This is a genomic window from Thauera chlorobenzoica, assembly GCF_001922305.1.
Lineage (GTDB): Bacteria > Pseudomonadota > Gammaproteobacteria > Burkholderiales > Rhodocyclaceae > Thauera > Thauera chlorobenzoica.
Window position 1 is genome coordinate 3648030 of record NZ_CP018839.1, and the last position, 15088, is coordinate 3663117.

General features: G+C 69.8%; 10 protein-coding genes. 3 read left to right on the plus strand and 7 right to left on the minus strand.

All coding sequences use genetic code 11. The features are described 5' to 3' along the window. Positions 1–62 precede the first annotated feature (62 nt). On the minus strand, positions 63–1808 hold the full coding sequence (locus Tchl_RS17090) for a PHA/PHB synthase family protein (protein WP_075149431.1): 1746 nt from the start codon (positions 1806–1808) through the stop codon (positions 63–65). A gap of 86 nt (positions 1809–1894) precedes the next feature. Here Tchl_RS17090 and Tchl_RS17095 point away from each other — a divergent pair, with 86 nt between their 5' ends. Next, positions 1895–2110, plus strand: coding sequence for a hypothetical protein (locus Tchl_RS17095; RefSeq protein WP_075149432.1), 216 nt, complete (start codon positions 1895–1897; stop codon positions 2108–2110). Between the two features lie 70 nt (positions 2111–2180). Here Tchl_RS17095 and pgeF read toward each other — a convergent pair whose 3' ends face one another. Beyond that, positions 2181–2936: a peptidoglycan editing factor PgeF gene (gene pgeF / locus Tchl_RS17100; protein WP_075149433.1), complete on the minus strand. Its 756-nt coding sequence runs from the start codon at positions 2934–2936 to the stop codon at positions 2181–2183. 8 nt (positions 2937–2944) lie between these two features. Then, complete coding sequence (rluD, locus tag Tchl_RS17105) at positions 2945–3904, minus strand: 23S rRNA pseudouridine(1911/1915/1917) synthase RluD (protein ID WP_408646114.1); 960 nt, start codon at positions 3902–3904, stop codon at positions 2945–2947. Between the two features lie 13 nt (positions 3905–3917). Between rluD and Tchl_RS17110 the strand changes: the two genes are divergently transcribed. Then, a complete protein-coding gene (locus Tchl_RS17110; RefSeq protein WP_075149435.1) occupies positions 3918–4727 on the plus strand; it encodes an outer membrane protein assembly factor BamD in 810 nt (269 codons plus the stop codon). Between the two features lie 76 nt (positions 4728–4803). Further along, the gene (locus Tchl_RS17115; protein ID WP_075149436.1) at positions 4804–6411 is read left to right on the plus strand and encodes an MFS transporter; all 1608 of its coding nucleotides are present in this window, start codon (positions 4804–4806) and stop codon (positions 6409–6411) included. An 82-nt stretch (positions 6412–6493) separates the two neighbouring features. On the opposite strand, the gene Tchl_RS17120 is transcribed toward Tchl_RS17115, so the two are convergent. From Tchl_RS17120 to paaH, 4 genes are all read right to left on the minus strand, one after another. Then, complete coding sequence (locus tag Tchl_RS17120) at positions 6494–8677, minus strand: malate synthase G (RefSeq protein WP_075149437.1); 2184 nt, start codon at positions 8675–8677, stop codon at positions 6494–6496. A gap of 195 nt (positions 8678–8872) precedes the next feature. After that, positions 8873–11665, minus strand: coding sequence for a formate dehydrogenase subunit alpha (gene fdhF, locus Tchl_RS17125; RefSeq protein ID WP_075149438.1), 2793 nt, complete (start codon positions 11663–11665; stop codon positions 8873–8875). Beyond that, entirely contained in the window at positions 11665–13428 is a 1764-nt protein-coding gene (locus tag Tchl_RS17130) for an NAD(P)H-dependent oxidoreductase subunit E (protein WP_083945267.1), read from the minus strand. Before Tchl_RS17130 ends, fdhF begins: the two co-directional genes overlap by 1 nt. Before the next feature lie 119 nt (positions 13429–13547). Beyond that, complete coding sequence (gene paaH, locus Tchl_RS17135) at positions 13548–15083, minus strand: 3-hydroxyacyl-CoA dehydrogenase PaaH (RefSeq protein ID WP_408646115.1); 1536 nt, start codon at positions 15081–15083, stop codon at positions 13548–13550. Positions 15084–15088: the final 5 nt, after the last annotated feature.

The following is a 15088-nucleotide window of genomic DNA, read 5'->3' on the forward strand; positions in this document are numbered from 1 at the left end:
TACAGTGCGGCGACAGCTCCCGCCTCCGACGCTGCCGCCGGCCGATCCCGCATCTTCCCGCCTCAGGCGCGCTCCTTGACGTAGCGCCCGGGGGCCGGTTCGATGGGTTCGTACTTCGTGCTGCCCAAGCGGCCGCGCGCGGCGATCTTCCTGCCGCTGCGGGCCTGCAGCCATTCGATCCAGTGCAGCCACCAGCTCCCTTTGTGCTCGACCGCCGCCCCCAACCACTCGTCCGGGTCGGCCGCATCGACGTCCGCGGTCCAGAAACTGCGGCGATTCTTCGACGCCGGATTGATCGCGCCGGCGATGTGGCCGCTGGCACCGAGCACGAACGTGGTTTCGCCGCCGAGCAAGCCGCGCCCCAGATAAGCCCCCTTCCACGGCACGATGTGATCCTCCCGTGCCGCCATCAGGTAAGTGGGCATGTCGAGCTTGCCGAGATCCACCTTCTGTCCCAGCATTTTCAGCTTGCCCGGCACCCGCAGGTTATTTTCCAGATACATGTTACGCAAATACCAGACGAGGAAGGGGCCGGGCAGATTGGTCGGATCGGAGTTCCAGTACAGCAGATCGAACGCCGGCGGAGTGCCGCCCTTCAGGTAGTTGCCCACCACGTACTGCCAGACCAGGTCGTTGGCGCGCAGGAAGGAAAACACGTTCGCCAGTTCCTGCCCCTTGAGCACGCCGCCCTTGCCGATCGCCGCCTCACGCGCCGCCAGGCTGGCCTCGTCCACCAGGCAGCCCAGTTCGCCGGCTTCGGAGAAATCGAGCAGGGTCGTCATCAGGGTCAGGCTGGAAACCGGCTCCTCGCCGCGCGCACGCGCCACCCCCAGCGCCGAAGCGAGCAGCGTGCCGCCGACGCAAAAACCCAGCGCGTGAGGCTTTTCCACCCGCGTCACCGCGCGCACCACCTCCAGCGCCGCGAGCGGCCCCTTGTCCAGGTAGTCGTCCCAGGTATGGTGGCCGCCGCTGTCCGGGCGGGGGTTTTTCCATGACACCAGAAACACGGTGAAACCCTGCTCGACGATGAAGCGCACCAGCGAATTCTCCGCCTGCAGATCCATGACGTAGAACTTGTTGATGCAGGGCGGCACGATCAGCAGCGGCTTTTGTGCCACCTTGTCGGTGAGCGGCGCGTACTGGATGAGCTGGATCAGCTCGTTCTCGAAGACCACCGCGCCCGGCGTCAGCGCCAGGTTGCGCCCGACTTCGAAGGCCGCATCGTCGGTCATCGAGATCCGCCCTTTTTCAAGGTCGGCGAGCAGGTTGTGAATACCGCGGGCAATGCTCTCGCCTTTCGTTTCGAGCGCGGTCTTGATGAACTCGGGGTTGGTCGCGGCGAAATTGCTCGGCGCCAGGGCGTCGGTGTACTGCCGGGTCAGGAAGCGGAGGCGGGAACGGGCACGGCTGTCGGCGATCGGCATCGCCTCGGCCATCTCGCGCAGCAGGCCAGCATTGAGCAGGTAAGCCTGTCGCAGGTAGTCGAAGAGCGGACTGGCAGACCACTCCGGTGCGGCAAAGCGCCTGTCGCCGGGCTCCGGGCTTACGACCGCTTCGGCGGCCGCGCCGGATTCATGCGCCAGCATCGAGGACCACAGCGCGGCGTGCTTTTCCGCATATGTCTTGTGGATCGTCGCCAGCGCCTCGGTTTCCGGCATCGGCAGGCGAGGCGCCGCAGCGCCGGAAGAATCGAGCAGCGCAGCGTGCTGGCGCGCCAAGGTGTCGAAAAAGCCCTGTGCCATCGCCTGGCCGGCAACGAACATCGCCTGCATGCCCGGCGGCATCTGCCCGCCCGCTGAATCCGCCATCTGCATCTCCTCGTCCCGGCCGCGGCAACTCGCCGCCACGGCGATTGTTTGCGATTTCCCAGCGCCCGAGGCTTTAAAATCGGCGCATGTACCTGATCCCGATCGCCTGGCTCTACGTCGTCGTTCTCGTCGCCGCAGCCGAAGACAGCGTGCTTGCCGGCACACTCACCTTCGTCTTCTGGGGCCTGGCTCCGCTGGCGCTGTTCATGTGGTTGCTGGGCACTCCCGCACGCCGGCGCCGACAGCGTACGCAAGAAGCATCCGACCACAACGATAGAGCCGAAACCGGCTCCGATCAATAGCCCGGAACACGCCCCGAAGTCTCTTTTTCATCGATGCGAAGTGAATCCGATGGAGCCGCGGCCGGGCCTTTCATCGCGGCTGCAGCCAGATCAGCGAAGCAAAGCGCCCGGTCACGCCATCGCGTCGGTACGAATAAAACCGCTCCGGCGTCGACACGGTGCACACCCCTCCGCCGGCAACCCGCACGACTCCCGCCCGGTACAGCCGGCGCCGGGCGAGCCGCTCCAGGTCGGCCATCCATTTCCCCGCCTCCCTCCCCGGTGTGAACGCGGCCGCCGCCACCGGATCGTCGGCGACGAAAGCCGCGCGCACCTCGTCTCCCACTTCGAAGGCCTGCGCCCCGATCGCCGGCCCCAGCCAGGCCCGCAGCCGCGCCGGCGCCACCGCCATGCGCGCCACCGTCGCCTCCAGCACGCCGGCGGCCAGCCCGCGCCAACCCGCATGCGCGGCCCCGACCACGCTGCCCGCATCGTCGCACAGCAGCACCGGCAGGCAGTCCGCGGTCAGCACCGCGCAGGCACGCTCCCTGCCACGTGCCACGGCCGCATCGGCCCGCCGCAGGCCTTGCGCGGCGTCGGCGTCGGCCACCGCCGTTCCATGGACCTGGGCCAACCACAAAGGCGTGACGGAAAGGGTCCGGCATAGCCACGCCCGGTTCGAGGCGACCGCTTCCGGGTCGTCCCCGACATGGTCACCGAGGTTGAAACCAGCGAACGCACCACGACTGCAGCCGCCTGCACGCGTAGTCAGCACCGCCTCCACTCCGGCCGGCAAATCCCAGTCGGGCCGCAGCAGGCCAGGCACGCCCTCCCGCCAAGGCGTCATCGCCCGGCTCACGGTCCGCGCCCGCGCAGATCATCGAGCAAGGCGGCGAAATCGGCCGCCATCGGCACCTGCCACAGCATGTCCTGGCCACCGTACGGATGGCGCAGGCCGAGCTGGAAGGCATGCAGCGCCTGGCGCGCAAAGGCACCGAGCGGTGCATCGCCGCTGCGCGCACGGCCATAGACCGGATCGCCCACCAGCGCATGGCCGAGGTGCGCCATATGCACCCGGATCTGGTGCGTGCGGCCGGTTTCGAGCCGGCACTCGAGCAGGGTGCAGCGCGCGAAGCGCTCGACCACGGTATAGCGGGTCAGCGCCGCACGACCGTTACCGACCACGGCCATCCGGGTGCGCTGGCTGGGATGGCGGCCGACCGGTGCATCGACCACTCCGCCACCCTCCAGGCTGCCATGCACCAGCGCCCAGTAATGCCGCTTCACCGTGCGCGCCTGGAGCTGGCGCACGAGTTCGGTCTGCGCGGCGAGCGTCTTCGCCACCACGAGCAGACCGCTGGTGTCCTTGTCCAGGCGGTGAACGATCCCGGCGCGCGGTACGCCGGCCAGCACCGGCGCATGGTGCAGCAAGGCGTTGAGCAGGGTTCCGCTCCAGTTGCCGCTGCCCGGGTGCACCACCAGCCCCGCCGGCTTGTCGATGACGATCAGGTGCTCGTCCTCGAACACGACCTGCAGCGGAATGTCCTCGGGCAGCTCGGCCGCCACCTCGGGCGGCGGCGGCGGATCGAGCTCGACGCATTCACCGCCCCACACCTTGCTATGGGCGCCGGGCGAGTTCCCGTCGATGCGGATGAAGCCTTCCTTCAACCAGGACTGCAGGCGGCTGCGCGAATGCTGCGGAAACAGGCGCGCCAGCGCCTGGTCCAGCCGCAGTCCGCCCAGTTCGACAGGAATCGTCAGCGCTTCGAGCGAGTCGCCGTCGTCGGCTGGGATATAATCGGCGCGTTCATTCACGCGAGTGTCTTCGATGGCCAGGTTCACCCTCGGAAGTTTAACGGGAAAAGTCGCGCTCATTGGCGCATTGCTGCTCGGCGGCTGCGGCATGCTGCCGGAACAGATCGACGAGACCGCGGGCTGGAATGCCCAGACGCTGTACTCCGAGGCCAAGACCTCGATGGGCGAGGGCGCCTACGACCGCGCCATCACCCTGTTCGAAAAGCTCGAGGCGCGCTACCCCTATGGCCGCTTCGCCCAGCAGGCCCAGCTCGAAGTCGCCTACGCCTACTACAAGCAGGGCGAACAGGCGCTCGCGCTCGCTGCGGCCGACCGTTTCATCAAGCTTCACCCCAACCATCCCCACGTGGACTACGCGTACTACCTGAAGGGGCTGGTGAATTTCAACGAAGACCTCGGCCTGCTTGCCAACCTGTCGCGCCAGGACCTTTCCGAACGCGACCCCAAGGGCGCGCACGAAGCCTTCGAGAGCTTTCGCGAGCTGACCCGGCGCTTCCCGGAAAGCCGCTACGCCGAAGATTCGCACGCCCGGATCCAGTACCTGGTGAATTCGCTCGCCTCGCACGAAGTCCACGTGGCGCGCTACTACTACAACCGCGGCGCCTACGTGGCGGCAATCAACCGCGCCCAGACCGCGGTCACGAACTTCCCGCAGTCTCCCGCCATCGAGGAAGCGCTGTTCCTGCTGGTCAAGAGCTACGACGCACTCGGCATGAGCACGCTGCGCGACGACGCCGACCGCATCATGCACGCCAACTTCCCCGACAGCGCCTACTTCCGCGGCGGTCCGGTGAGCGACAAGCCGTGGTGGCAGCTCTGGTGACCGCACCCGGCACCGCTCCCCCCCCTTTCACCCCGATACCGGCGGCGGCGCCGCCCGACCCGCCTCCCCGGCCGACATGAGCGATAGGCCTGCCGCTGCACCATCCCCCCCTTCCGCGCTGACCCCATTGCGCGGAGCGGTGTTCCGGATGCTGTGGCTGGCCTGGCTGACCGCCAACATCACGATGTGGATGAACGAGGTCACCAGCGCCTGGCTGATGACCTCACTGACCGACAGCGTCGTCATGGTGGCCCTGGTGCAGGCCGCCTCCACCCTGCCGGTATTCCTCCTCGGCCTGCCCAGCGGGGCGCTTGCCGACATCGTCGACCGCCGCCGCTACTTTGCCTTCACCCAGCTCTGGGTCGCCGCGATCGCCGCCGTCCTCGCCACGCTGTCGCTGGCGGAGCTGCTCACGGCGCCGTTGTTGCTCGCCCTGACATTTGCCAACGGCATCGGCATGGCAATGCGCTGGCCCGTGTTCGCCGCCATCGTTCCCGATATCGTGCCGCGCCACGAATTGTCGAGCGCCCTGGCCCTCAACGGCATCGCGATGAACATGTCGCGCATCATCGGACCGATCGTGGCCGGGGCCCTGATCGCCAGTGCCGGCAGCCACATCGTGTTCATCGTCAACGCAGCGATGTCGCTGCTCGCCTTCGCCCTGATCCTGCGCTGGAAGGCGCAGCCACGCGCCAGCGCCCTGCCCGGCGAGCGATTCTTCGGGGCGATGCGGGTCGGCGTCCAGCACGTTGCCCAATCGCCGCGCATGCGCATCGTCCTGCTTCGGGCCTGCGTCTTCTTTCTCCAGTCGAGCGCCTTGCTCGCCCTGCTGCCGCTGCTCGCCCGCGAACTCGGCGCCGGCGCCGGCGGTTTCACCGCCTTGCTTGCGGCGATGGGGGTCGGCGCGATCCTCACCGCACTCTTTCTGCCACGTCTTCGCCGCGGCATCCACAGCGACGCCTTCATCCTGTGGGGAAGCTGCATCCACGCTTTGGCTGCGGCCGCAGTGGCGCTGTCCCCGGTGCTGGCGGCCGCCCTGCCTGCCTGTGCTCTGGCGGGCGCGGCCTGGGTCCTGACCGCCAACGCCCTCGCCGTGGCCGCCCAGACCGCGCTGCCGAACTGGGTCCGTGCACGCGGGATGTCGATCTATCAGATGGCCCTGATGGGTGGCAGCGCTGCCGGCGCCGCACTCTGGGGGTATGTCGCCAGCCACGCCACGCTCGCGATTGCGATCCTCACCGCCTCCGCACTCGGCCCGCTGTTCACCTGGTTCTCCCGCGGACTGAGCGTCGGCGGCGGCGGCGACGAGGACATGACACCAGCACGGCCGACGGTGAGCGTGGGCGAACCGATGATCGACATCGATCCCGACGAAGGCCCGGTGATGGTGACGATCGAATACCTGATCGACCCCGCACAGGCGGCCGCCTTCAACATGATCATGCAGCAGACCCGGCGCGCGCGGCTGCGCCAGGGGGCGCTGTCATGGGGGCTGTTCCGCGACACCACGCTGCCCGGGCGCTACATCGAATACTTCCTCGACGAGAACTGGGTCGAACATCAGCGCCGGCTGGAGCGCTTCACCGCCGCCGACATCGGCTTGCGCGCGCAACGCCTCGCCTTCCACCTGGGGCCGGAGCCGCCGCGCGTGCGCCGCTATGTGGCCGAAACGATGAAACCCTGATCCCTCTGAAACACGATGGCGTAAACGACCGGACCGGCTTGCGCCGGTCCGGTCGTCACTGCACAGCGCGCGGAATCGGCGATCAGCCGCCGACCTTGGCCTTGAACTGCTGGCGGTAGCGGTGCAGCAGCGGCTCGGTGTAGCCGCTGGGCTGGGTGCAGCCTTCGAAGATCAGCGCGCGCGCGGCCTGGTAGGCCACCGAGTCGTCGAAATTCGGCGCCATCGGGCGGTAGGCCGGATCGCCGGCGTTCTGCCCATCGACCACCGCGGCCATCCGCTGCAGGGTCTGTTCGACCTCCTCGGCGCCGACCACGCCGTGGCGCAGCCAGTTGGCGATGTGCTGGCTGGAGATGCGCAGGGTGGCGCGGTCCTCCATCAGGCCGACGTCATTGATGTCGGGCACCTTGGAGCAGCCCACGCCCTGCTCCACCCAGCGCACCACATAGCCGAGGATGCCCTGGCAGTTGTTGTCGAGTTCCTGCTGGCGCTCGGCGGCGCTCCACCCGGCCTTCGCCACCACCGGAATGGTGAGCAGGTCGTCGAGCAGCGCGGCGGCTTCCTGGTTCAGGTCGAGCTTCTCGATCTCCTGCTGCACCGCAGCCACGCTCACCTGGTGGTAGTGCAGCGCATGCAGGGTCGCCGCGGTGGGCGACGGCACCCAGGCGGTGTTCGCGCCCGACTTCGGGTGGTTCACCTTCTGCTCGAGCATCGCCGCCATCAGGTCGGGCATTGCCCACATCCCCTTGCCGATCTGGGCGCGCCCGCGCAGCCCGGCGGCCAGCCCGATCAGCACGTTGCGGCGCTCGTAGGCGGCGATCCACTTGCTGTTCTTGATCTCGCCCTTGCGCATCATCGGGCCGGCTTCCATCGCGGTGTGCATCTCGTCGCCGGTGCGGTCGAGGAAGCCGGTGTTGATGAAGGCCACGCGGGCCGGCGCGGCGGCGATGCAGGCGGCCAGGTTGACGCTGGTGCGGCGCTCCTCGTCCATGATGCCGAGCTTGACGGTGTGGGCCGGCAGGCCGAGCAGCTGCTCAACGCGGGTGAACAGCTCGTCGGCAAAGGCGACTTCGGCCGGGCCGTGCATCTTGGGCTTGACGATGTAGATGCTGCCGCGGCGCGAGTTGCCCTTGCGTTCGAGGTCGCGCTTGGCAATCAGCGTCGTCACCACCGCGTCCATGATGCCTTCGGGCACTTCGTTGCCGGCGCCGTCGAGGATCGCCGGATTGGTCATCAGGTGGCCGACGTTGCGCACGAACAGCAACGAGCGCCCGTGCAGCGCGAGCGCCTTGCCGTCGGCGCCGGTGTATTCACGGTCGGCGTTGAGGCGGCGGGTCATCGGCTTGCCGCCCTTCTCGAACGTATCCTCGAGGGTGCCGGCCATCAGCCCGAGCCAGTTGCGATAGACGACGAGCTTGTCCTCGGCATCGACCGCGGCGACCGAGTCCTCGCAGTCCATGATCGTCGACAGCGCGGCTTCGAGCAGGAGGTCGTTCACCCCGGCGGCATCGCCCTTGCCGATCGCCCCGGCGCGGTCGATCTGGATCTCGATGTGGAGGCCGTTGTTCCTCAGCAGCACCGCTTTCGGCGCGGCGGCTTCGCCCTGGTAGCCGGCGAACTTGTCCGCCTGCTGCAGCCCGGTGGTGCTGCCGTTGCCCAGCGTCACCACGAGCTTGCCGCCGGCCACGGCGTAGGCGGTCGCGTCGGCGTGCGAAGCCCCGGCAAGCGGCGCAGCCTGGTCGAGCACCTGACGGCCGAAGGCGATGACCTTCGCCCCGCGCACCGGGTTGTAGCCGGCGGTGAGGCCGGCCCCATCGGTCTGCGCAATTGCATCGGTGCCGTACAGCGCGTCGTACAGCGAGCCCCAGCGCGCATTGGCGGCATTGAGCGCGTAGCGTGCGTTCATCACCGGCACCACCAGCTGCGGGCCGGCCTGCAGCGCGAGCTCGTCATCGACGTTGGTGGTCGTGATCCGGGCATCGGCCGGCACCGGCAGCAGATAGCCGATCGATTCGAGGAAGGCGCGGTAGGCCGCCATGTCGGCGATCGGACCGGGGTGGGCACGGTGCCAGGCATCGATCTCGGCCTGCAGGCGCTCGCGCTCGGCGAGGAGGGCGCGGTTCTTCGGTGCCAGCGCGTGGATCAGCGCATCGAAACCGGACCAGAACGCTACCGCATCGACACCGCTGCCGGGCAGGGCTTCTTCTTCAATGAAACGCTTCAGGTTTGCAGCGACCTGAAGGCGCTGGCACGTCACTCGTTCGGTCATTTCTCGGGCTCTCTTCGACAAGGATATTGATCAACGCTCGTCCTGCGCACCACGCGCAGCCGAAAAAGCATGCGATCGATCGGCGCGTGGGTCAAGACCAGCGGACAAAAGTCTTCTATAAGATACAACAGATGAGCCCCCGCCTGCAGCACACACCCCGCCGCAATACGCGAAATGGACTCGAGGCGACGACGTTCAGGACACCGCCTCGACCCGCAGCGCACAGTACTTGAACTCCGGGATCTTGCCGAAGGGGTCGAGCGCAGGCTGGGTCAGCAAGTTGGCCGCCGCCTCGCGGTAGCAGAACGCCATGAACACGGTGCCGGCGCGCACGCCCTCGTCCGCCCTCGCCTCGAGCTCGATGCGCCCGCGCCGGGTCTGCAGCGCCACCCGCCCGCCCGTCGCCACGCCGAGGCGGGCGAGATCGGCCGGATGGACCGCGCACCAGGGGTCCGGGTCGAGCGCATCGAGCACCTCGGCGCGGCGCGTCATCGACCCCGTGTGCCAGTGTTCGAGCACACGCCCGGTGATCAGCACCATCGGGTAGTCCTCGTCGGGCAGCTCCGCCGCCGGCAGCGGCGCCACCGCGACGAAGCGACCGCGCCCGTTGGCGGTCGGAAAGCACGCCTGGAACAGCACCGGCTCGGACGGCGCATCGGCGGCGAGCTTCGGCGCCACGATCGCGCCCTCAGCCTCGAGCTTCGCCCAGCTCATCCCGCCGTGGCTGGGCATCGCCTGCACGAGCTCGTCGAACACCGCCCCCGGGCCGGGGTAATCCCACCCCAGCCCCATCCGGCGGGCGATCTCCTGGATGATCCACCAGTCCGGGCGGGCCTCGCCCGGCAGCGGCAGCACCGGACGCGCGAGCTGCACCAGGCGGTCGGTGTTGGTGAAGCTGCCGCCCTTCTCGAACAGGCTCGAAGCCGGCAGCACGACGTCGGCGAACATCGCGGTCTCGGTCAGGAAGATGTCCTGCACCACCAGGTGCTCGAGCTTTGCCAGGCCTTCGCGGGCGTGGGCGAGATCGGGGTCGGACATCGCCGGGTTCTCGCCTTCGATGTACATGCCGCGGATCTGCCCGGCGCAGGCGGCATCGATGATCTCGACCACGGTGAGGCCGGGGGTCTGCGCCAGCGGCGCCTGCCACAGCGCCTCGAAGCGCGCCCGCACCGCGGGGTCGGCCACCTTCTGGTAGTCGGGCAGCATCATCGGGATGAGGCCGGCGTCGGAGGCGCCCTGGACGTTGTTCTGGCCGCGCAGCGGGTGCAGGCCGGTGCCGCGGCGGCCAATCTGACCGGTCATCAGCGCCAGCGCGATCAGCGCGCGCACGTTGTCGGTGCCGTGGGTGTGCTGCGACACCCCCATCCCCCACAGGATCATGCTGTTCGGCCCGCGCGCGTAGGCGCGCGCGACCTCGCGCACGGTGGCGGCAGCGATGCCAGTGAGCGCCGCGGTGCGCTCGGGCGGATAATTCAGCGCGGCGTCACGGAAGGCCTCGAAGCCTTCGGTACGGGCGGCGATGAAGTCCGCGTCGGTGAGTCCTTCCTCGATGATCGTGCACGCCATTGACAGCAGCAGGGCGACATCGGCGTCGGCGCGGAACTGCAGCACGCGCCAGGCATGGCGCGCGAGCGGGGTCGCGCGCGGGTCCATCAGCACCAGCTTCGCGCCGCCGCGGTTGCCGCCGCTTTGGCCCTCGTGGTTGCCCCCCTTCACCGCGTTCTTGATGAAGCTCGCCGCCACCGGGTGGTTGGCCGCCGGATTGGCGCCGATGACGATGATCACGTCGGCGAAGTCGACGTCGCGCACCGGATTGGACACCGCGCCCGAGCCGATCCCTTCGAGCAGCGCGGCCACCGACGAGGCGTGGCACAGGCGCGTGCAGTGGTCCACGTTGTGGGTGCCGAAACCGGTCCGCACCAGCTTCTGGAACAGGTAGGCCTCCTCGTTGCTGCCCTTGGCCGAACCGAAGCCGGCGAGCGCGTGCGGGCCGTGGGCGTGCCGGATCCGCAGCAGCCCGGCGGCGGCGGCGTCGAGCGCCTCATCCCAGCTCGCTTCACGGAACGCAGTCAGCGGAGCGGCCGGATCGACCACCGTTCCCTTGGGCACTTCCGGACGGCGGATCAACGGCGTGGTCAGGCGCTCGCGGTTGCGGCTGTAGGTGAAGCCGTAGCGCCCCTTTACGCACAGGCGGCCGGCGTTGGCCGGGCCGTCGCCGCCCTCGGCGAAGACGATGCGCTGCGCCGCGCCCTCGCCGGCGACGTGGTAGCGCACCTGGCAGCCGACGCCGCAGTAGGGGCACAGGGAATCGACCTGCCGGGTCGGACGGTAGCTCGACGCGGGCGCGGCGGTGGCCTCGAGCAGCGCCGCCGGCTGCAGCGCGCCGGTCGGGCAGGCCTGGACGCATTCGCCGCAGCCAACGCAGCTCGAGTCCCCCATCGGCACGTCGAAGTCGAACACGATCGAGGTGTCGGCGCCGCGGCGGGCGAGGCCGATCACGTCATTCACCTGGACCTCGCGGCAGGCGCGCAGGCAGCGCGTGCACTGGATGCAGGCGGCCAGATCGACGGCGATGCCGGGGTGGCTGCGCTCGGGCACGGGATTGGCGCGGGGGGCGAAGCGGGGCTCCACGACGCCGAGCGCCTCACACCAGTGGGCAAGTTCGGAGTCCGCCTTCTCGACCTCGGCCGGGACGTCGGCGTGCAACAGCTCCAGCACCATGCGCTGCGAGGCGCGTGCGCGTTCGCTTGCGGCCTTCACTTTCATCCCCGGCTTGGGCGCGCGGCAGCACGAGGGGGCGAGCACGCGCTCGCCGTCGATCTCGACCACGCAGGCGCGGCAGTTGCCGTCGGCGCGCAGTCCGTCCGTGTAGCACAGGTGCGGGATGTCCGCGCCGGCGCGCTGCGCGGCCTGCAGGATCGATTCGCCGGGGGCGGCGTCGATGTCGCGGCCATCGAGCTCGAAGCGGATCCGGTCGGTGGCGTTCATCATGCGCTCCTCGTGTCGTCTGCATGCGGCCCCGGAGGGGCGGCGCCCGCATCGGAAGTCGTCGGCGAAGCGCCCGCTGCAGCGCCAGCGCGCGCGCCTCCGACCTCATGCGGGAAGAAGCGCAGCACCGACTGCATCGGGTTCGGCGCGGCCTGGCCGAGGCCGCAGATCGAAGCGTCCATCATCGTCCTGCCGAGTTCGGTGAGGAGCCCGGCGTCCCACGCGGGTGCCTTCATCAGCTCTACCGCCTTCGCCGTACCGACCCGGCACGGCGTGCATTGGCCGCAGGATTCGTCGGCGAAGAAGGCCATCGCATTTTCTGCGAGCAGGCGTGCGCGGTCGTGCTGCGAGAACACGACGATCGCCGCGGAGCCGATGAAGCAGCCGTAGGGCGCCAGGGTGTCGAAGTCGAGCGGCACGTCGGCCAGCCGCGCGGGCAGGATGCCGCCCGAGGCGCCACCGGGGAAGTAGCCGTACAGTTCGTGGCCGGGGAGCATGCCGCCGCAGTGCTCGTCGATCAGCTCGCGCAGGGTGATCCCGGCATCGGTGACGACGACGCCGGGCCGGGCCACGCGGCCGCTGACCGAGAAGCTCCTGAGGCCCTTGCGGCCGTGGCGGCCGTGGCGCGCGAACCATTCGGCGCCGCGCTCGGCACTCGTTTCGACGGTGTCGCGCACCCACCACAGCGTCTCGAGGTTGTGCTCCAGCGTCGGACGGCCGAACAGGCCGACTTCGGCGACATAGGGCGGACGCAGCCGCGGCATGCCGCGCTTGCCTTCGATCGACTCGATCATCGCCGACTCCTCGCCGCAGACGTAGGCGCCGGCCCCGCGGCGCAGCTCGATCGGCGGCAGCTCCGGCCATTCGGCGCGCACGCGCTCGAGCTCCTCGGCGAGCAGCCGGCGCAGCGCCGGGTATTCGTCGCGGATGTAGATCCAGATCGCGGCGATGCCGACCACCCGGGCGGCGATCAGCATGCCTTCGATGAAACGGTGCGGATCGGTCGACAGGTAGTGGCGGTCCTTGAAGGTGCCCGGCTCGCCTTCGTCGATATTGACCGCCATGTGGCGCGGCGCCGGCTGCGCCGCGACCGTGTGCCACTTGCGCGCGGCGGGAAAGCCGGCGCCGCCCAGCCCGCGCAGGCCGGCCGCGTCGAGCGCGGCGACGACCGACGCGGGATCGCGCGCGCCGCTGCGCACCGCCTCCCACAGCGCGTAGCCGCCAGCGGCACGGTAGGCCTCGAAGCGGATCGCAGCGGGCAGCACTTCTTCACGCTCGCCGCTGGCAACGACCGCGGCGACGGTGTCGACATCGGCGTGCAGCACCGGCCGTTGCCCGACCACCGCGACCGGCGCGCTGTCGCAGCGCCCGACACAGGGCACGCGCTGCACCCGCACCCCGGCGCCGAGCCGCGTTGCGAGCGTGGCGGCAAGTTCCGCGCCGCCGGCCATCGCACAGCCGAGCGAATCGCACACGCGCACGGTGAGCGCCGGCGGCGCGGCGCCGCCCTCGGCAACGAAGTCGAAGTGGTGATAGAAGGTCGCGACCTCGAACACTTCGGCGCGCGCCAGCTGCAGCGCTTCGGCAAGGGCGGCGAGGTGCTCGGCGTGGAGCGCACCGTGCGCGTCCTGCAGGCGGTGGAGGTATTCGATCAGGCGCTCGCGGCGCGGCGCCTCGCCGGCAAGCGCGGCGCGCGCGGCATCACGCGCGGTTTCGGACAGCGGGACACGCGTGGGTCCGCGCATCGCGGAACGGGCAGACATGGGGCTCTCCTCGGAGCAGGTTGCCGGGCTGCGCACGGGGCGGTGCCCCCCGGGCGCAGCGGCGGCGATGCCGCTCCCTGGCGCCGGGCACCGTCCCGCCGGAGCCGGTCTTCGGATGCTCAGTGCAGGGGCGCGCCGGTCAGGGCGCGGCGGGCGATCAGCGGAGACAGACGATAACGCTCCTCGCCGTAATGCGCACGCAGATTCTCCAGCACGCGGGCGACGAAGGGCGTGCCGAGGCGGTCGGCCCAGGCCAGCGGCCCTTCCGGGTAGTTGGTGCCGTTGCGCATCGCGGTATCGATGTCGGCCGCGGTGGCGATGCCCTGCAGCACGCAGTCGGCGGCTTCGTTGGCGAGCATGCACACCGTGCGCAGCGCCACCAGACCGGCGACGTCGTCGACCCGGCTGAGCGCGATCCCGGCGGCCTGCAGGGTGCCGACCACCGCCTGCCAGGCGGCATCGCTGCACTGGTCGGCGCGGGCCAGGGCCAGGCGCGGCGTGCTCGCGTAGTCGCGCGCGAGATCGAACAGCACCAGCTCCGGCGTCCCTTCCTCGTGCGCCCGCCGGGTGGCGGTACGGCCGTCGGACAGGGCCAGGCGCGCCATGCCGATGCGCAGCTCGCCGCCTTCCTCGGCCGCGCTCGCCGCGCAGCGCTCGACGGCGATGCCAGCCTGCGCGAGACGCGCCACCAGCGGCTCGGCGACGCCGAGGCGGCCGTGGACGGCGAGCGCCGGCAGCGCCGCCGCCGCGGGCTCCGCCGCCGGCGCCGGTTTTTCCGCTCCGTCGCGGTAGTCGTAGAAGCCCTGCCCCGACTTGCGCCCGAGGCGCCCGGCCAGCACCAGCTCGCGCTGGATCAGGCTCGGGGTGTAGCGGCGGTCGCCGTGGTAGGCGTCGAACACCGAATGGGTCACCGCGTAATTGACGTCGTGGCCGATCAGGTCCATCAGCTCGAACGGCCCCATCGGGAAGCCGCAGGCTTCGCGCAGCACCGCATCCAGCGTCGCCGGGGCGGCGGCACGCTCGGCGAGCACGCGCTGGGCCTCGGCGTAATAGGGACGGGCGACACGGTTGACGATGAAGCCCGGGGTCGAGCTCGCATGCACCGGCGTCTTGCCCCAGGCCTTCGCGGTGTCGTACAGCGTGCCCGCGACCGCGGGGTCGGTGGCGAGCCCGGAGACGATCTCGACCAGCGCCATGCGCGGTGCCGGGTTGAAGAAGTGCATTCCGGCCAGCCGCTCCGGGCGCGCCAGCGCCGCAGCCATCGCGGTGATCGACAGCGACGAGGTATTGGTGGCGAGAATCGCCTGCGGCCCGGCCAACTCTTCGAGCTGGCGGAACAGCTTCTGCTTGACCTCGAGGTTCTCGACGATGGCCTCGATCAGCAGACCGGCATCGGCGAGATCGTCGATGCGGCTGCTGCCGATCACCCGCGCCAGCACCGCCTCGGCTTCGGCTTCGGCGAGCTTGCCCTTGCCGACGAGAAAGCGCAGGTCCTTGCCGATCGCGTCGCGGCCGCGCGCAACCGCCTCCGCATTCATGTCGTACAGATAAACCGTGTGGCCGGCGCGGGCCGCCACGTGGGCGATGCCGCTGCCCATGGCGCCGGCGCCGATGACGGCGATGCGGGTCGAGGTCGAAAGTGCTGCCACGTCCATCTCCA